General features: G+C 36.3%; 22 protein-coding genes and 1 pseudogene. 20 read left to right on the top strand and 3 right to left on the bottom strand.

Annotated features, from left to right (window positions below; genetic code table 11):
- Position 1: 1 nt before the first annotated feature.
- Positions 2 to 187 (top strand): annotated as a pseudogene (locus QA584_RS25880) (manganese catalase family protein); the annotation flags it as partial.
- 106 nt (positions 188 to 293) lie between these two features.
- Complete coding sequence (locus tag QA584_RS25875) at positions 294 to 1,157, top strand: YitT family protein (protein WP_278271983.1); 864 nt, start codon at positions 294 to 296, stop codon at positions 1,155 to 1,157.
- A gap of 150 nt (positions 1,158 to 1,307) precedes the next feature.
- Here the strand turns inward: QA584_RS25875 and QA584_RS25870 are convergent, their stop codons facing one another.
- On the bottom strand, positions 1,308 to 2,066 hold the full coding sequence (locus QA584_RS25870) for a sulfite exporter TauE/SafE family protein (RefSeq protein WP_278271982.1): 759 nt from the start codon (positions 2,064 to 2,066) through the stop codon (positions 1,308 to 1,310).
- Positions 2,067 to 2,724: 658 nt separating this feature from the next.
- Between QA584_RS25870 and QA584_RS25865 the strand changes: the two genes are divergently transcribed.
- From QA584_RS25865 to QA584_RS25825, 9 genes are all read left to right on the top strand, one after another.
- Positions 2,725 to 4,218: an FAD-dependent oxidoreductase gene (locus tag QA584_RS25865; protein ID WP_331487760.1), complete on the top strand. Its 1,494-nt coding sequence runs from the start codon at positions 2,725 to 2,727 to the stop codon at positions 4,216 to 4,218.
- Positions 4,199 to 5,470 carry a tocopherol cyclase family protein gene (locus tag QA584_RS25860; protein WP_278271981.1) on the top strand — a complete coding sequence of 424 codons (1,272 nt, stop codon included), beginning with the start codon at positions 4,199 to 4,201 and terminating at the stop codon, positions 5,468 to 5,470. The genes QA584_RS25865 and QA584_RS25860 overlap by 20 nt, the downstream gene beginning before the upstream one ends.
- A 58-nt stretch (positions 5,471 to 5,528) precedes the next feature.
- Positions 5,529 to 5,729: a hypothetical protein gene (locus QA584_RS25855; RefSeq protein WP_278271980.1), complete on the top strand. Its 201-nt coding sequence runs from the start codon at positions 5,529 to 5,531 to the stop codon at positions 5,727 to 5,729.
- A complete protein-coding gene (locus QA584_RS25850; protein ID WP_278271979.1) occupies positions 5,722 to 7,476 on the top strand; it encodes a recombinase family protein in 1,755 nt (584 codons plus the stop codon). Before QA584_RS25855 ends, QA584_RS25850 begins: the two co-directional genes overlap by 8 nt.
- A gap of 126 nt (positions 7,477 to 7,602) precedes the next feature.
- Positions 7,603 to 8,064 (top strand): manganese catalase family protein, encoded by a 462-nt coding sequence (locus QA584_RS25845; protein ID WP_331487954.1) that lies wholly within the window; start codon positions 7,603 to 7,605, stop codon positions 8,062 to 8,064.
- A 133-nt stretch (positions 8,065 to 8,197) separates the two neighbouring features.
- Entirely contained in the window at positions 8,198 to 9,541 is a 1,344-nt protein-coding gene (locus QA584_RS25840) for an ATP-binding protein (protein WP_278271978.1), read from the top strand.
- A 46-nt stretch (positions 9,542 to 9,587) separates the two neighbouring features.
- A complete protein-coding gene (locus QA584_RS25835) occupies positions 9,588 to 10,187 on the top strand; it encodes an accessory gene regulator ArgB-like protein (protein ID WP_278271977.1) in 600 nt (199 codons plus the stop codon).
- The gene (locus tag QA584_RS25830) at positions 10,188 to 10,334 is read left to right on the top strand and encodes a cyclic lactone autoinducer peptide (RefSeq protein ID WP_278271976.1); all 147 of its coding nucleotides are present in this window, start codon (positions 10,188 to 10,190) and stop codon (positions 10,332 to 10,334) included.
- A gap of 119 nt (positions 10,335 to 10,453) precedes the next feature.
- Entirely contained in the window at positions 10,454 to 11,164 is a 711-nt protein-coding gene (locus tag QA584_RS25825; protein WP_278271975.1) for a LytR/AlgR family response regulator transcription factor, read from the top strand.
- Positions 11,165 to 11,182: 18 nt separating this feature from the next.
- Here the strand turns inward: QA584_RS25825 and QA584_RS25820 are convergent, their stop codons facing one another.
- Positions 11,183 to 11,389 (bottom strand): helix-turn-helix transcriptional regulator, encoded by a 207-nt coding sequence (locus QA584_RS25820; RefSeq protein ID WP_278271974.1) that lies wholly within the window; start codon positions 11,387 to 11,389, stop codon positions 11,183 to 11,185.
- Between the two features lie 55 nt (positions 11,390 to 11,444).
- Positions 11,445 to 11,807 carry a DUF3796 domain-containing protein gene (locus QA584_RS25815; protein ID WP_278271973.1) on the bottom strand — a complete coding sequence of 121 codons (363 nt, stop codon included), beginning with the start codon at positions 11,805 to 11,807 and terminating at the stop codon, positions 11,445 to 11,447.
- A 243-nt stretch (positions 11,808 to 12,050) separates the two neighbouring features.
- Here QA584_RS25815 and QA584_RS25810 point away from each other — a divergent pair, with 243 nt between their 5' ends.
- The 9 genes from QA584_RS25810 (at position 12,051) to QA584_RS25770 (ending at position 18,893) form a co-directional block, all read left to right on the top strand.
- Entirely contained in the window at positions 12,051 to 12,212 is a 162-nt protein-coding gene (locus QA584_RS25810) for a hypothetical protein (protein WP_278271972.1), read from the top strand.
- Positions 12,213 to 12,214: 2 nt separating this feature from the next.
- Positions 12,215 to 12,946, top strand: coding sequence for an ATP-binding cassette domain-containing protein (locus QA584_RS25805; protein WP_278271971.1), 732 nt, complete (start codon positions 12,215 to 12,217; stop codon positions 12,944 to 12,946).
- A complete protein-coding gene (locus tag QA584_RS25800) occupies positions 12,906 to 14,135 on the top strand; it encodes a hypothetical protein (protein ID WP_278271970.1) in 1,230 nt (409 codons plus the stop codon). Before QA584_RS25805 ends, QA584_RS25800 begins: the two co-directional genes overlap by 41 nt.
- 46 nt (positions 14,136 to 14,181) lie before the next feature.
- Positions 14,182 to 14,403 (top strand): hypothetical protein, encoded by a 222-nt coding sequence (locus QA584_RS25795; protein WP_278271969.1) that lies wholly within the window; start codon positions 14,182 to 14,184, stop codon positions 14,401 to 14,403.
- A 121-nt stretch (positions 14,404 to 14,524) separates the two neighbouring features.
- Entirely contained in the window at positions 14,525 to 14,689 is a 165-nt protein-coding gene (locus QA584_RS25790) for a subtilosin A family bacteriocin (RefSeq protein ID WP_331487759.1), read from the top strand.
- Positions 14,690 to 14,831: 142 nt separating this feature from the next.
- Positions 14,832 to 16,202 (top strand): radical SAM/SPASM domain-containing protein, encoded by a 1,371-nt coding sequence (locus QA584_RS25785; protein WP_278271968.1) that lies wholly within the window; start codon positions 14,832 to 14,834, stop codon positions 16,200 to 16,202.
- On the top strand, positions 16,195 to 17,199 hold the full coding sequence (locus tag QA584_RS25780) for a hypothetical protein (protein ID WP_278271967.1): 1,005 nt from the start codon (positions 16,195 to 16,197) through the stop codon (positions 17,197 to 17,199). The genes QA584_RS25785 and QA584_RS25780 overlap by 8 nt, the downstream gene beginning before the upstream one ends.
- 4 nt (positions 17,200 to 17,203) lie before the next feature.
- Positions 17,204 to 18,172, top strand: coding sequence for an insulinase family protein (locus QA584_RS25775; RefSeq protein WP_278271966.1), 969 nt, complete (start codon positions 17,204 to 17,206; stop codon positions 18,170 to 18,172).
- Positions 18,153 to 18,893 carry a hypothetical protein gene (locus tag QA584_RS25770; protein ID WP_278271965.1) on the top strand — a complete coding sequence of 247 codons (741 nt, stop codon included), beginning with the start codon at positions 18,153 to 18,155 and terminating at the stop codon, positions 18,891 to 18,893. The genes QA584_RS25775 and QA584_RS25770 overlap by 20 nt, the downstream gene beginning before the upstream one ends.
- Positions 18,894 to 18,960: the final 67 nt, after the last annotated feature.

Genomic DNA, 18,960 nt, shown 5'->3' with positions numbered 1-18,960 from the left:
TATGTGGAATTATGAAAAAAGATTACAGTATCCGGTAAACATTAAAAATCCCAATGCGAAGGCAGCCATGATTATAATTACCCAGTTTGGCGGTCCAGACGGTGAGTTAGCAGCCTCCATGCGCTATTTATCTCAAAGATATACCATGCCTTACAAGGAAGTTATTGGGGTATTAACCGATATAGGTATCTCGGTTTCAAAATGATACTAAATGTACTTGACTTTTCAATTTCTTCCTATCATACTATGGGATAGCATTACATAAATATTTGTTATGGCACAAGGAGGATTCAGTGGAAAAGCAAAATACAATATGGACAAAGGTAAGGGAATACCTGTTAATAACCCTTGGTGTTGAGTTGGTTGTTATGGGAGTTTATTTTTTCAAATTTCCCAATAATTTTTCCATAGGAGGGGTTACTGGTTTAGCAATTCTTTTAAGCAAGGTACTAGGTCCCGCAATAAGTTCCGGAACTATCGTATTAATTATTAATCTTATACTTTTGGTAGTGGGTTATATCTTCTTAGGCAAAAGCTTTGGTAACCGGACTGCTTATGGAAGTATTTTAATGTCGTTATCCTTAAGCCTTTTAGAAGTCATTGTACCAATGAAGGGACCATTGACCCAGGAACCTATGCTGGAACTGGCCTTTGCGGTTATACTGCCGGCAGTGGGAGCGGCTACGTTGTTTAATATCGGTGCATCTACAGGCGGAACTGACGTAATTGCCGTGTTGTTAAAGAAATATACCAATACGGATATCGGACGTTCTTTATTATATTCAGATCTTATACTTACCATGTTTTCGTTCCTGGTTTTCGATGTTCAGACCGGATTATTGTCAATGTTAGGTCTTTTGCTAAAGACAACGTTAGTAGATACCGTAATTGAAAGTCTGAATTTAAATAAATATTTTACCATTATATGTGAGACTCCAAAACCAATCTGTAATTATATTACGAATAACTTACACCGCAGTGCGACTATTCTTGACGGTAAAGGTGCCTTTTCTGACAGAGAGAGAAAGATTATATTAACAGTCATGAACCGGAGCCAGGCGGTACAGTTAAGAAGATTTATTAAACAGGCCGAACCGGAGGCTTTTATTCTAATCACCAATACCAGTGAAATTGTGGGACGAGGATTCCGCGCATAAAATTAAGCTGCAGATATATAGTAATTTTCTTTTGAATAAGAAAATTAATTCATATATCTGCAGCTTTTTTATAATATTGAACATAATTTAGCGAGAGAGTCTAAAGCTATTTCATTTATTAAGCCTTTGAATTCTGTCATTTCATTGTAACTATCCTGCGATTACTTTTACAAATAGCAAGGAAATCACAATTAATATAATTGGACGAATGATTTTAAAACCATTTTTTAAAACCAGCCCCGAACCTATGTAATGCCCTGCAATACTAAAGAGGGCAGCAGTAATACCAAGTATAAATACGATTTTGCCGTTAAATAAAAAGGTTACCAGAGCTGCGATATTACTAGAAAAGTTAACCAGCTTGGTATTGCCGGAAGCAATCCTAATGTCCATTCTGGCGAAACCGGTATAGATAAGAATCAAAAAAGTTCCGGTTCCCGGACCATAAAAACCGTCATATGCCCCTATAATAAAGGAAGCGGTACAGGCTATCAGATAAACTTTTTTTCTAGGCAGGGGTTCTTTCTTCGTTTTCTCCGTAAAATCTTTGTTTCTTAAAACATAAAAACCTACCACAGGCAGAATAATAATCAGAAGGAATTTCAGTATTTTCTCATCTACTAAAAGAGCAAGATTGGCTCCTACGGTTGAACCGATTAATGCCAGAATAATGGAAGGTATTCCAATACCCCAGTCTACCAGCTTGTTTTTACAATAGCGAAAGGTAGAAATTGCAGTACCAATACAGGAGGAGAGTTTATTGGTGGCAATGGCGTAATGAGGCGGAATACCTGCGATAAAATAAGCGGGAAGAGAGATTAAGCCACCTCCTCCGGCAATGGAATCAATAAACCCGGCGAGGAATACCAAAGGACAGACAATGAAAAAAGTATGTATCGTAATATGCATATAAACTCCCATCGATGCGCCACAGCGCATTAAATATCAGTATGTTAAGAGAACTGTTTATTTTTTCAATTTATCCAATCTAAGACTGATGCTTAAATCTAATCTGAGACTGATTCGTAAGGGTACAGTTTTTACTGTGCCTGACTTGATTTAGTATACTCATTCTGTAAAGGTAAGTCAACCGGTTTACTTCAACTAATTAGTAAAATTGCAAGAATTATGTAAAAATATACAGAAAATCAGCAAAGAAAAAGGAAAACAAAATAGGATTACAATAAAGTAAAGCAGTTTATTGAAGTCCGATTATAATAAGAAAAAATGGTAATTCTAATAGCTATAGTGCTTACATGGTAAACATATCAGTAAACTTCAGGATAAAAATGACAAGGCAGGATTAAAACGAAGGATTAAAACGACATGGCAGGATAGAAACGATATGGCAGGATAAAGACGACAAGGCAGGATAAAAACGACAAGGCAGGATAGAAACGACATGGAAGGATAGGAACGACAAGGCAGGATAGAAACGACATGGCAGGATAGAAACTATATGGCAGGATAGAAACAATATAACAGGATAAAAACGATGTAACGGGATAGAAACAATATAACCGGATAGAACGATATAAAAAATAAAAACGATATAACAGAAAGGAAAATGCATAATGAATATAAAAAATTATTATGCTGGTTTTTAAGTATGGAATCCATATGGAAAAAGGAATGTGAACTACCAAAACAGGAGACATTAGATCATGATATTACTACTGACGTTGCAATTATTGGTGCTGGGATGGCCGGTATACTAACAGCCTGTCTTTTAAAGAAGAAAGGAATTGATTCGGTTATTCTGGAGGCCAATGAAACTGCCAGTGGACAGACCTGTAATACCACAGCTAAAATTACTTCCCAGCATGCCCTGACTTATGATACCCTGATTCAGGACTTTGGAAAAGAAAAAGCGCAAATGTATGCAATGGCCAATGAGACTGCAATCGGTATGTATGAGGAGCTGGTTAAGGAATTTAATATTTCCTGCCATTTTGAAGGAATGCCATCTTATGTATATACGACAGAAGAGGTTAATAAGATTGAGAAAGAAGTAAAAGCAGCATTAGAATGCGGTATCAAGGCAGAATTCACTACGGATACGAAATTACCCTTTCCTGTAAAAGGTGCAGTGAAATTTCATGGACAGGCACAGTTTAATCCCCTGGAATTCATAAAAGAAATCATAAAACCTCTTAAAATATATGAACATACCATGGCGGAGGGAATTGAAGACCAGGTAATTATCACAAAAGGAGGTAAGGTAAAGGCAGGTTCTATTGTTGTGGCAACCCACTATCCATTTATTAACAGTCCTGGTTATTATTTTGCAAGAATGCATCAGGAGCGGTCCTATGCCCTCGCAATAAGCAACGTTCCCAAACTGGATGGCATGTATAAGGATGAAAGCCAGTCGGGGTACTCCTTCCGTAACTATAAGGATATGATTATTATTGGGGGAGGTACCCACAGAACAGGAGAAAATTTAGAAGGAGGAAAGTACGAAGCCTTAAGACAAGCAGCAAGCACGTATTACCCGGAAAGCAAGGAAGTATGTAACTGGTCAGCCCAGGACTGCCACAGTGTTGACCATGTTCCCTATATTGGACTGTATTCTGCGAAAACCCCAGAGTTGTACGTTGCCACCGGCTTTAAAAAATGGGGTATGACCAGTTCCATGGTGTCTGCCATGATTTTAAGTGATAAGATAAGTGGACTGAAAAATCCGTACGAAGAAGTGTTTCATCCTCAGAGGTTTGAAGTAACAGCTTCTATGTCTGGTCTTTTGGATGAAGCGAAGCATACTGTCAGAAGCCTGATTCTTAAAAAGCTTAAAGTACCGGATACAAGCCTTGCACAAGTACAGCCTGGACATGGAGCTATTATTGAAGAGGACGGAGAAAAAGTTGGTGTATATAAGGAACTGGATGGTAAGATTCATATGGTATCCACAAAATGCACTCATTTAGGCTGCCAACTGGAATGGAATCCAGATGAGTTAAGCTGGGACTGTCCCTGTCATGGCTCCCGTTTTGATTATACCGGCGTTCTAATTAATAACCCTGCCTTGGAGAGCATAGAATATGAACAATTTCATAAATAATAGTAAAAAAAATGGCTTTTTCGAAGGCTGGTACTTTAAACATCAGGCAGAAAACAGCATAATTGCCTTTATACCTGGCTTTAATACGGACGGGGAGGGGATTTCCCAGGCTTTTCTGCAGATTATCATGAATGAAAATTCTTATCTAATACCATATTCCATTACGGATTTTTCTATTGACCGCAGAAAGTTTATCATCCGGTTAGGAAACAACAGTTTCAGCAGAAGGGGCATAAAGATAAATATAAAGACGGAAGAAATCAGTATGACAGGAAAGCTGCGATATGGGAGGATACTTCCTATACGGAATACGATTATGGGGTTTTTCAAATTTTTACCCGGAATGGAATGTAAGCATGAGATTATCAGTATGTACCACCGAATCTATGGAGAATTTGCCCTAAACGGTGTGAAATATCCCTTTTATCCCGGAATCGGGTATATCGAAAAGGATCTGGGCCATTCCTTTCCGAAGTCTTATCTGTGGGCTCAGTGTAATTGCTTTCCGGGAGAGTCTTGTTCTGTATTTTTATCTATCGCAGACATACCTTATCATGGCATGAAGTTTAAAGGATGTATCTGCTCCATAATCTATCAGGGGAAAGAATACAGGCTGGCAACTTATAAAGGCGTTAAGGTTGTAAGCAGCAGCCCTAAGGAGATCTGCTTGAAACAGGGGCGGTATCTGCTAAAAATTTATCTGAATACGAAACCAGATGGCAATAAAACAAATAGTAAAGTAGAGGGTAATAATACAGCGGGCAGTAGACAAGAGTATAATAATACGGTCAGAGATAAAGCGGAGGGTTATATAGGGGAGGGTTATAAAGCAGAAAATTATCAAGGAGAAAATTATCAAGGAGAAAATTATCAAGGAGAAAGTTACCAAGGAGAAAGTTACCAAGGAGAAAGTTATCAAGGAGAGAGGTATCAAGGAGATAGTTATCAATCAGAGGATTATAAACCAGAGAGTTATAAACCAGAGGATAATCAACCAGGAGATAATAATCCGAAGGGTAATAATATAAAGGAAAATAAACTTACCCGTAATAAACCAAGCAGTGATAAAAAAGAAGAGTCCTTTCGTGGGGGACAGGAATTTTCTCAGGAATTATTTGCTCCGGTGATGGGCGGTATGACTAAGAAAATCAAGGAACAGCATCTGAGTGTCGGTAGATTTGTACTTTATGACAGAAAAAAGCTTATATTTGATTTAAAAAGTCCTTATGTAAGCTATGAATATGTTGAATAAGTCAGGAAGAAATCCAATAAAATATATCAATAATAAAAGTACAGCCGGAGGCTGGTTGTTGAAACGTAATAATATAACTATAGCACGTAAGGATAATAATCTTTCCGATACGGAACTTATGAGAAATAAGGAATTCCTTTCCACGATGGAGGCATCCCTGCTGTCTGCCCTCTTTGAGAAAGAAATGATTACCAGGTGTCAGTTTGATCAATGTCTGAATGAAATAAACGTATCGTTATGGAGTGAGGAACTTGATTAGAGCTGCCGCTTACTGCAGGGTATCTACGGATAAAGAGGATCAGCTGAATTCACTGGAAAGCCAGAAGCGGTATTTTTATGAGTATATTACCCGCAACCCCCTTTGGGAGCTTACAGAAATCTATGCTGATGAAGGAATTACCGGAACGAGTACAAAGAAAAGGCATGCATTTAACCGGATGTTAAACGATGCAAAAAACCACAGGTTCGATCTAATCCTGACCAAGGAAATCAGCCGTTTCGCCCGTAATACCTTAGACAGTATCTATTACACCAGAAGATTAAAAAGTTTTGGCATCGGTATTATATTTGTAAACGATAATATTGATACCCTGGATGCCGATGCAGAACTTCGCCTTACCATATTGGCCTCCATTGCGCAGGAGGAAAGCCGTAAAACCTCAGAACGGGTAAAGTGGGGACAAAAGCGCAGTATGGAACGGGGAGTGGTCTTTGGGCGGGAGCTGTTAGGGTATGACCTGCGGGATGGAAAGCTCTATGTAAACCAAGCGGGTGCAGAGACCGTTAAACTGATATTTCAAAAGTTCATAAATGAAGGAAAAGGTACCCATGTAATAGCCAGGGAGCTTACAGAGGCAGGAATACCGGCTGCGGGCGGAAGCAAGTGGCATGGGAATGTAATCCTTCGTATCCTTAAAAATGAAAAATACTGCGGAGATCTCATACAGAAAAAAACCTATACACCGGATTATCTAAAACATGAAAAGAGATATAATAAGGGGCAGGAGGAACTCGTCTGCATCTCCAATCACCATGAACCCATTATAAACAGAGAACTCTTTAACAAAACCCAGGCAGAGATAAAAAAAAGAAGCCCCTCAGAAAATGTAAAGAGTAAATATAGCAGCCGTTACTGCTTTTCCGGCTTAATCCGCTGTAAAGACTGCGGCTGCTCCTATGTATCACGTACCAAAAAGGGAAAGAACGGCAGCAGCTACCGTTACTGGCGCTGCTATGAAGCGGTGCAAAACGGCAGAGTACATCTTGACCCCAAGGGTATAAAAACGGGTTGTAATAATAATACCTTAAAGGAAGAGGAGCTAAAGCAAATATTAAAGCAATTGTTTCAAACCCTTAAACTTGACAAAGAGGAACTTGTCGGAAATCTTGTCGGTATTCTTAAAAAAATTATTAAAGAAGAGAAAAGAGATGATAAGGAACTTGTGAAATTACAAAATAAATTACATACCTATACCATAAAAAAACAAGACTTAATTGAATTGTACCTCTCAAAAGAAATCACAGAAGATGACTTTAAGAGTATTAAACAAAAATATGAAGCTGATATGAAGCGGATAACAAAAACATGTAAAGAACTTGAAGAAAAATGTGAAGATACTAGGGGGACTAATAACGATAAACTTTCTACAGTAAAACATTACCTGTACCAAGTAATAAACGGACAGGAATGGAGTGATGCCTTTTACCGAGGTATCATTGACCGTATTACTGTTACCTGTGATATCACACATTCACATAGTAAAGAGCATTTGGAGCGGAGTATGGACCAGGATAGGAAGCTAAAACGGGATCTGTATCAGAATATTGACCAGAGTAAGGAGCATAGCTTAGCCCATAGTCAGGAACATATCTTAGCCTATCATATAGAGGATAGCATACAGTATGTTAGGGACTATTGTATAAATCAGTATAATCCGTATATGGAAGTTACAATATATTTAAAAAATTCAGATATAGAATATAATTATATTTTCTCAAAAAATTAGGTTCAGAGCTGATTCTATTTAATCAATAAATCACAACTTGCGTAGTCGTATACGACAACTATCAATCGCTGAACCGCCATACCGCTGAACCGTCATATCGCTGAACCGCCATACCGCTGAACCGCCATACCGCTGATTCGTCATACCGCTACCAAGCCAGGTACAGAAGAACTGGCCCATATGGAAATCGTAAGTGCAATTGTTCATCAATTAACCAGAAACTTAAGTATTGAGGAAATCAAGGCCTCCGGATTTGACACTTACTTTGTAGACCACACAGTAGGATTATGGCCTCAGGCAGCCAGCGGTATGCCTTTTAGCTCAACCTTCTTCCAATCAAAGGGCGATGCAATAACAGACCTGCATGAAGATATGGCAGCAGAACAAAAGGCAAGAACTACCTATGACAATATTCTTCGTATGGTGAAAGACCCTGATATCATTGACCCAATCCGTTTCTTAAGGGAAAGAGAAATCGTTCATTATCAGAGATTTGGTGAAGCGAATCGGGCAATGTCAAGTATAGTATATGCCGTTTACATTGAAAGTGTAGTCTTCTCAGTTGATGAATTTTTACAGTCCCTATAAATCAGATGGAATCAGGCAGGGTATAATTTACACGAAATTAGCGAAAAATTTACAAGTAAACTTGAAATATATGGAAAAATATGATATAATTTGCTAAAATAAAAAACAATAATCGTTGGGGAGAATAGAAAATATGCTAAAGGTATTTGATATTATGATTATTGTAATCGAGACTTTATATTTATATTATTATCTGGATGATGATATTAAATGTAACAGGATTACTTTGGCTGCTGCTTATACCACCTATACTATACTAATCATCTTACTAAATGGGATCGGAGTTGAGGGTAATTTAAAAACCTCAATTGGGATTATCTTTATTGGAGTTATGATAAAATTATGCTATTATAGTTCATATTTAAAACTTTTTATTAACTTATTTATTTATGTTGTAATTCTTGGTATTTCTGAATTGATGTCAATCGGTATAATAATGCTTGCGAATAACGAATACAGAACCCAGTTTATTTTTAATATGGGTCAATACCAATGGGATGCCGTTATTCTGGCGAAAACCATGACGATCCTGCTACTAATTCTGTTTAAAAAATATCAGGTGAAGGTAGTACAGTCTTACACCAAAAAAGAATTTCTATTTATTCTTTTACCCATGCTGCTAAGGCTAATAATCATTCTGATTTACATGTCGGTATTATCTGATGTAGATATTAAATTAAATAAATATTCCTCCTATATGTTAATTCTGATTCCGATTCTTATTCTGCTTGAAACCACTTGCAATGCCATACTTACAGATGCTTATATCAATGAGAAATACCATGTATTACAATTAGAAACTATTAGGTACCGGAAAGAGTATCGAGTACATTATTATCAGGCAAAGAAAGAAAATGAAGCAGAAATACTAAAAATACATCACAATTTAAAAAATTACCTGATGTATTTTAAGGATCACCGGAGGGAGGAGACCCTTGACATGGACAAGCTTCTGGAACCTTTAAGAAAGTATGAGACTTATGTATCGACAAATAATGAAATATTGGATACTTTAATTAACGAAAAATATTTGGAAGCGAACCGTAAAAAAATAGAGGTCACTTGTTCCGTTGATTTCTTAAATGGAGATTTTATAGAGCCCCTTGATATCTGTGACATTTATGGAAATCTACTAAATAATGCCATTGAAGCATGTGAAAAAATTGAAGACGATAAGAAGCGTTATATTGATATCCGGACGAAAGCAATGGGTAATCTTATGGTTATTAAAGTTGTGAACAGTGTTGCAGAGCAGGTTAAAGTATTTGATAATTATATTAAGACTGCTAAAGTTAATAAAAAATTTCATGGTATGGGACTGCTGAGTATAAAAGAATCCGTTAGAAAGTATGGGGGAAATGTAACAGTAACTTCGGCTAACGGAGAATTTGCCGTCAATATCATTATACCGATAAACCAATTTGATTATAAGGACAAATACGCAATTACAAAGCCCAATTATTCGTTTAAACTTTAATTCGGTAAATAAAAATGTTAGATTTTAGTACAAGGGGGAAGTTAAAATGATTCATAGATATTCAAAAAAATTAGCTGGAATCTATGCAGACAGGGGTATTATACCAGAAGAGGATGAGGAGATTTACAGCTACGGTCTTGAGATACTAATAGCAACAGTGTTCACAATAACAGTTCTGCTACTATCCGGTTTATGTTTACATAAAGGTGCAGAAACTTTGATTTTATTGATGGTTTATTGCCCGATACGAACCTTTGCAGGTGGATATCATACAGATTCCAATCTAAAATGCATTTCTGCTTTCATACTCTTGTATTTTCTTATTCTATCCATATATACCGGTCTTAAAGGAACCCAAATGCCAATAGGTTATTTTATATTAGCACTTGTTTATATATGTAATATAATAATACTTATGCTGGCACCTATAGAATCCAGCGAAAACCCTTTACCTTATAAAAGAAAAAAAGGGATGAAACGCAAGGCTTTTTACTTTACTTTTTTTTATACGGCGGTTATCACGTATATCCAATTATTAGACCGGACCTATGCGAATTTTGCTCTTTTAGGTTCAGTAGCTATTATATGGGTTACAACCCTAGTTGTAATAGGTAAAATAAAATATAAAAGCAAAGAGGTGAGATGAATGAATAAGGGAAAAAACATGATGAGCGGCTTAGTGTGCAAGGCAGCACTTACAACTGCTGTTAATTCAGTAAATGTATGGTGCTTAATGTTACTGCATCAACCGGAAGTTCCAAAAAAACTTCTGGAAAAATATCAGGACAAATAAGTATATGGGCTGCTGCTTACCATCATGGCTTAAGATTGTAGGCAGCCCCTGTATTTATGCAGCAAAAATACTTTTGTTTCATAAAAACTATCAGGGTTTTAATCGAAATGAGGTAAATTATGAAAATAGTAATATGCGATGATGATGAATTCTTTTTAACAAAATTGAATGGGTATATAAGTAAGATTTTATCTGAAAAACAGATTAATAAAAAAATACTGTCTTTTAAATCAGGAGAAGAATTCCTCAGGTATTATGAAAAATTCAAGGATATAGACATGGTCTTCCTGGACATATTGATGAAAGATATCACCGGTATACAAGTTGCCAAAAAAATACGGGAACAGGATACTTCCATGCAGATTTTTTTCATCACCTCCATCAGCAGATATATTATGGAAGGTTATAATGTCCGGGCAGCTAATTATTTGATAAAACCGGTTAAATATAATACCTTGTTTCGGGAATTGGATAAGGCCATAAAGCTCCTACAATCCAGATATAAAAAGTATATACTGGAAAAGAATGATTTTGGTATTTTTAAAATAAATCAGGAGGATATCAGGTATATAGAAACCTTTGAGCGCAATACCTTAATCCATACTGCAGCAGGTAATATCCTAAGTTATAAGAATATGAAAAAACATCTGGAATTGCTGGGAGAAGATTTTTACAGGATCCATGAGAGCTATATTGTAAATTTAAACAATATAAAAAGCCTCCTGAAAATGGAGCTTGAATTAGAAAGCGGTGAAATACTTCCGGTAAGTAAGCACAGAAAAAAGGAATTAATGGATCAGATATCTATATATTATGGAAATCAGTTGTAAAATTATTAAGGCTAACGTCTAGTTATCATCAAAGATGAATAATTCCTCAATCGGTGCATGGACAGCCCGAGATATATCAATAGCCAGCTTTAAGGAAGGATTATATTTAGCTGATTCCAGACGAAGGATAGTTTCCCTTCTGACCCCTACTTTCGCAGCCAGTTCTTCCTGCGTTAATTCCGCAAGTTGGCGGTATTTTTTTAAATTACATTTAAAATTTTCCATTTTTACCCCATGCATACTACAGACTGACCTGCGATAATGCAACTTTCTGTCTCAGTTAATGTTTTTCATAATAGTAAAAGGCTATAGAATAGGTTAAGAACGTAGCCGCCCATCCGAACGCACTGATTAACACCATAAAATCTTTTGTTCCAAAAGGAAAAAGAGAGCTTATACCAATTATAAATAAAGCGGTCCCAGGGCTTAACATTGCAACGTTTTTAGCTTTCTGCCGGTTGGAAACATAACGTTCGTCGGGCATTTCCGCTGCCAGCTTTGATACAATGCAGTTAGAAAATAAACCGAAAAAGCTAAAGAAAAATAGCATGGAAGTATTCTGATTTTCAAAATATTTAAAACCCAAGAAGCCAATAAAGCCCAACAGCCAGTTATATTTATAGTATTTTTTATTTTTAAGCATAACCCATGCTCCCTTTATTATTATTCTATTAAGATTATACCTTTTATTTATGATTAATACAAGCAGTTGCTTTTTGAGTCAATCAGGGTCATAAGAAAGTATATGGCAGTAAACCAAATTGTTAAGGTTTTAATTCGGTTAAGATTGACGTAAAGACGATAAGGTGATATATTTGTAATATAATGTGATGTAAATATAACATTTTAATGATTGGCGTGTATTCCACGCGGATAGGAGTGAAGAATGAATAAGACATTGATAAGGATTGTTATCGGATTGGTATGGATTGGAATAGGAGTATTAAACCTAGTTAAAGGCTCTTATGTGAATGCAGCTATTTTTATGGTGGTAGGTATCGTTTTTCTTGTTTTCTCAAAAGGAAACAGTAAGGACAGGGAGAGGTAATCATGGAAGCTTTATTGCAGATTAGCGGTTTAAATGCCTGGTACCAGCAAGGCAAGAAGGTGCTGTCCGATTTATCATTACAATTAAATAAAAAGGAAGTAATAGGTCTGATCGGACTAAATGGAGCAGGTAAGACTACATTGATTAAAACCCTCACAGGTCTGCATGATGGTTATACAGCCGAGTATATAAAGTTAAATGGGAATGACATCCGGTTGCGGGAGAATAGCTTTAAGAAACACCGTTATACCGTATTCTCAGATGATAATTCTTTTCAGTATTTAACCTTTGAGGAATATATTCGACATGTCTTTTTATCTTATAAAAAGTACATGGATATGGAGAAGATCGAACTACTTTGCAGTGGGTTTCAATTTGAAGCGTATAGAAATGTTTTATTGAAAGATTTATCTACCGGGAATAAGAAAAAGGTATTTCTTATTACTGGTTTTTCTTTGGAGCCAGAGCTTTTCATTTTGGATGAACCAGTTAACGGACTGGATTTTCAAAGTACTGAATATCTATATCAGCTTATGCGGAACTATTCTGCCTATGGGACTCTGATTTTCTCTTCGCATATACTGGAAAGCATTTGTTTAACGGCAGATCGGGTGATTATATTGGAAAATGGGTCAATACGGGATATCTTTAACCAGGGTGACATTATTCCGGAAAGAATACGAGGTTCGCTGTATGAAAATATTTCAGGCAGTCCTGTGGAAACTGATAGGTAAAAAGTACGAGCGGTTATGGAAGAATGGAGTATTTTTTGTAATCTTGTATGGGGTACTTCGGTATTGTGATATACAGTTTCCTATATCCTTTCCAATCTTAACTTTAATTATTTTGGTTTATTCGTTTGGAGTTATTCTGCAGGTCTTATATTCGGAGGTCGGTGCTAGTAACCTGACAGGTCAGTTTATACTTCCTTTTTCCAGAGTACGGTTTAATCTGCAGTACTTTGCCGGCATTATAATATATACCCTGGCAACTAAAACTGGTTTGTTTTTTATTTTGTACATTGGGGCTTGTCAATGGAATTTGCTGCAATTTTTATGTCTTTTGCTTAGTTTTGTACAATCTTGTGCAGCCGGTTTTTGCTTTTATTTATTTACAAGACAAAAATATCTGGTAAGGGCCGTTATACTGGTTTTAATACAAGCACTGATGGTACTGTTCAGTAATTTTACAAGTATTGTAATGGCAGCAGAGGCGTTTCTTTTCATTGCTTTATTCCTGTATATAGCATATTCTGATTCGTACCTGTTTTATCATACCGGTCCTGAAGGCAGGGCTAAACAGTATGCGGGAAGAATCAAAAAAATACTACCAGTTTATTTCTATCTTTTTCGGTATATGACAGCTCGAAAAAGTTATCTGTTTAATACGATTATTATGTGGGTTTTTGCCTGTGTATTTGCTGTTATGTTGGGCAAAACCGGGTTTGCCGGGTTTATGCCGCTGGGGTTTGCCATTCTATCCCTGAATACGCCCATAGGTATTTTATTATCTGGAGACAGGGATTTCAGAATGAAGGTGCAAAGCCTTCCGGATCAAAATGTCTTGGTCTTTTTGCCGTATCGAGTTGTGATATGCTTATCTAATATACTTTCTTATCTGATTTATTGTTTGTGCTGGAGAATTACAAACGGACCGTTTCACGGCACCATCTTAATACTTGCCTTATTATTTGCCTGGGAAAGCGCAGCAATCTATGTTTTTCTGGAATGGAAATTCCCGGTTGTAAACTGGAAGGTAGAAAGTGATTTATGGCATCATCCGAGAAAATATATCGTACCGGCAAGTATGACCGGGATAGCTGTATTAATTGTTTCACAGCCATGGACATCATTACTGCTGCTGATTCTTATCATAGTTCAGGAAGCTTTTGTAGTGTCAGCAGTCTTTGGAAAACATAACTAATATAATGTTGTAGAGTAAATTAAATTATTGGTTGGGAGGTTTTTATATGAAAAATACACACACATGCCCCAAATGCGGGTCAAAGGACATTGTAAGAATTCCGGATAATCAGGGCAGGTATTCCAGTGGAAACAACATATATACCAGCAATATAACCTTAATGGGGAAAATACCAGTAATACGCTATGTATGCTGCGGCTGCGGGTATGTAGAAAACTGGGTAGAAGGTGCTGGTGAACTGCAAAAGATTAAAAAAACGTTTGATTAGTCCTTATCCAGTTAAACGATTTCATGAACCGGTTAAGCAATTTGGATTGCGGAATGGAAAGATTCCGTTATAGTAAGAGCTAGAGGGAAGATAAAGTACTTAAGTAAAGGAGCGATGCCATATGAATAAAACAGTTGAAAAAAATGTTAATCAAATTGAAAAAGCTATGATCGTAGAAAATAAATATTGTGCTGCCTGCTCAATCGGTGCTGCTTGCCTGGTTGATGGACCGATACCTGATTTTGAAGTTGCGGCAATTGCCGGTTTATTCGGTATAGCCAGCTAAAATAACCATACATAGAATTTGTTAATGTAAACCCATTCATACTTTATCTTCCCTATTAAGTATAAGGATTAATGGATATCCAGAATATAATTGTTTTGACACTGATAATGAAATTGTATAAAAGGATGGGAGAAACGGATCCATGGAAGAAGTAATGGATAAATATGTTGGTATTTTCGAAGGTACTCTTATGTATCTAACCAATAAAAAGTGCAATATTCTTATGGAAAAGGAAGAAAACGGAGAGAACAGCTACCGGTTTTTTACCATAAACCAGACCGGCAGAAATATTATGGAATGTATAACAGGTAATACCAGTACCGGAAATCTGATAAAAAAATTCTGCAATATCAATGCCATACCCATGGAAGAAAATCAGGATTGGATACTGGAATTTATTTATTCCTTAAAAGAAAAAGGAGCTGTGTATCTGGCAGATGAGCCTATTGCGGAACATTGTATTAAGGTAATCGGGGAAGAAAAACTGATATCTCCGATGCATGCAACAGTAGAGATAACAGAAACCTGCAATTTAAGATGCAGACATTGCTATTTGGATGCTTCTGTGCTTAAAGATAAGTGTATTAGCTTTAAGCAGTTTGAAGAGATTGTTAATCAGTTAAAAGAAAATAAGGTAGTAAACATAGAATTAACCGGCGGAGAACTGTTTATGAACCCAGAGGCTTATGAAATTGTCCAGCTCGCACTAAAACAGTTTGCTATGGTTGGTATATTAACAAATGGAACCATCTTAACGGAGGCTATGCTTGCCTTGCTTAGTAATTTTAAGGAAAAGGTGTTGTTAAACGTTTCTCTGGACAGTGTAAATCCCCAATTACATGATGATTTTAGAGGGCAGAAGGGTGCTTTTGATAAAACCTGTGAAACGATCAAACGGCTTACCGGCAAGGGATTAAATGTAAGGGTCGCTTCCAGTATATTTCGAGATAATATGTGGGAAATCGATAAACTGGCTGATTTGGCAGTTTCACTGGGGGCCAGGGTTTTTACCTATAATTTTGTGGAAGATTTCGGAAGAGGAAATCAGGTCTCTTCCGCTAAGACAGATAAATCCACTGAGGTTAAAAATTATACGGATTATATTAATGGAGTAATACGGAAATACCGGAACATTATACCGGTTATTCAAAGTGATGATTTTATATCCGGATCAAGCAATTGCGGTGCAGGAACAGTTTCCATACTGATTGGGGCAGATGGCAATTTAAGACCCTGCGCTCTGTTTCCCAAAATTCAAGGACTGGGTAATATAAATAAAGAGAAATTTTCAGATATTTTTCAGAAAGAAATATATAAACTGATTGCTGATATTAAACCGCCGAGTGAAGCGAACGGATGTCCGAATTCCTGTAAATACTTATACCATTGCAGGGGCTGTTACTTAAAGGGACTTGAAAAAAATAAAGACTCCGTTCAGCCCTGCAGTTGGATAAACTTCAACCGGCTCGAACCAGTATTAGAGTTTTATAAAGGGAATTTAAATTATGTTTAATATGTCAGAAGGTATACATACAGGTTTATTTACAAGGGAAAAAGATAGAGGGATTAATGAATATCTTCTCCGTTTATTTTTTATTAAAAATAAACGAAAAATTGAATTTGCTTTTTTTAGAGAAAATCTGGTATGTTCCTGGAATTTTAATAATGAGAATGGAGCCTGTGTGGAAGTTCTCTGCCTTATGTCAAAAGCATTGGATATACCGGAAGAAAAGAAAGTACAGGAAATTTTTAATACCGGTATTAGTATAAGTGATTTTCCATCTTATGATGAATATCTGAGTTACTGGGACAAGCTGTCTTACAGCTTAGATATAATATCAAAAATTTTGGAGGCTATGGGAGAAAGAAGACAGCAGCTTATAAAAAAAGAAGAATTTTATAAGCAGTTAAATTTAATAAAGGAATCTTTTTCGGTCGAATTTCAATATGGTCGGAGGCATATCAATGGTCAAACTGAAGAAGGAGGCAGCGCAGTAACAAAATCGATTCAAGGGAATATCACAAACAGCCAGCTGTCATTTATGGGTAGTTATTTTTATACAGGGAGAGTGTCTTTTGATGAGATACTCCAGTATAAATTATTGGAAAAGATATATGGTACGAATGAGACAGAAAGTATTTACTTTAAATTTCGGGAAAGCGGGAGAATATATACAGCCCTTACTTCTTATGTCAGAGAAAAGGGCATATTCGTTACTGGAGTATTGGGTACTTATCAGGAGGCGTTATATGAAGAGGTACTATCCTCCATTTCTTCTGTAACGATTACCCCAACTCAGATAGATCGTGCCAAAAGATGGCTGAAAGAGGAGTTGGCATATATCAAATTTTATTATGGAGAAATCTTTGCTTTGTATCCTTTTCAGAGCGGCAGGGAACCGATTACAAAAATGGGAGACATTTATAACGCAATAGACCGGATTCGAGAAGAACAGGTATACGCACTATTAATAAAGGATAGAGGTACAATTAAGGTGGGAGTGGAATAACTATATGGATTTTTTTAAAAGCCTGTATAAAATTTCAGAATATGATTATTGGTTTGATCTGGACTCAAAAACTGCTGTTATAAAGTTTATGATTCCCTATGGATACTTATCAGACGGTGAAAATAAAGGATATGCCCACCTGATGGAGCATATGATTATTCAGGAAAATAAAGAATATTTTAAAGAATTAGAACAACAAGGTATACAATTTAACGCACTTACCTCCGAGTATATGACAGAGTTTGTTTTTCTGGATGCAGAAGGTCATCAGCTAACGCAGCAATTAAAAAGTGGGTCACTGAAGTTGGCCTTTTTAAAGTTCTTTCGTAAGGAGTCACTTGAGCTGGAACAAAAAACAATATTGGAAGAGCATGCACTGCTGTCCAACCGGACAGGCAGAGTAGAAGCAGATACTATGATAGGTACCACAGAGGAGATCAAAAACTTTAATTTAGCTGTTTTAAACAGGTTAAAGAGAGAAATATACCAGAATTACCATACTATTCTCTTTGGACCAGCTGTTTTTTTTAATCCGGAAAAAACGCATTATGAGCGTTATAAAGAAAATAGGAAACTCAAGAGGTGGTCAGAACGGATAGACATAATTGAGGCAGTAAAAAAGCCGGATGGTTCTGGTATTAACCTCTTATTGCAGGCAGATTTGTACGGGGAACTGTTTGCATATTGTATGCATATCCTTTTTAGCGATTTAATTGGAGGTTATACATTGGAGATAAAAAAGAAACCGAAATTGATAGTACTTGAAATAAGAGGTGCAATGGATGAACTGGGAGAAGTACTAAAGTATAAGGTTAACTCCTTTTACCGGTACGATATCTTATTCAGTTCTTTCCAGTTTTTGTGTAAGGAAATAACATATCTGCTATATTGTATGTCGGAACGGGTTGATTTAGAGAAAGCTTATTTAGAGGAGAATTGGGAGGATAAACTATATGAGATTTGCAGTCCTTAAAAATAAAATAGTAGTTCAGATACTGATTTGTTTTATATTTTGCTGCCTGCTCTATGCCTCTTCCTTTGTTTTTAAAGAGCAGCTCGATCTGATTTTTTATAAAAATTTTAAATTTGGGCTAATTCTTTTTGGAATAATCACTTATGTCTCTGTAATTAATGGGTATCTTTTTCACACGATTCAAAGGAATCTAATGGAACAGCCCAGGAATATAATTCCTATGATGAAGCTTTTAAATTATCAGTTATTTCTATTTTCTTTCATCCTTTTTCTAATTAGTGCAGTATTTCATAACCGGTATATCAGACTGCCTTATTTTTTAGGAAAAACATATATTCTTCTGAATGTACTAATCTTTACCGGTTTTCTTGTTGTTTTTATCTACAAGAAGAAAGGAAATTACAAGCCCTATTTTAGCACCCTGTTTCCTCCTGTGCTGATTGGGGCTGTAATCTTTCAGCTGAATAATATGGAGATTTTTTTCTTTGGTGTATATTTTGCAGCTATCTGGCTGTTAAGCAAAATAAAGTCAGCTTTTTTTAAGAATATTTTAGGAAAATACGCCGGTATTGAGATTCTGTCAGCGGTGTTCTTAATTGCTACTTTTATATATATATTCATCTCTGGTCAGGAACTTATTATCTTTCTTTCGTACCTTATTCTGGCAGGAGTATTGATTAGAATATTATATGAGGATAGAAAAAATCTGAATCTATTATAAGAAAATTCCGAGACATACTTTTGACCAGGGTGCTCTTAAGCCAGCGATCTGACTTATTGAGCACCCA

The organism is Anaerocolumna sp. AGMB13025 (assembly GCF_029689925.1).
Lineage (GTDB): Bacteria > Bacillota > Clostridia > Lachnospirales > Lachnospiraceae > Anaerocolumna.
The sequence above is the reverse complement of the archived record's forward strand: the minus strand, read 5'-3'. Positions and strand labels throughout refer to the sequence as shown.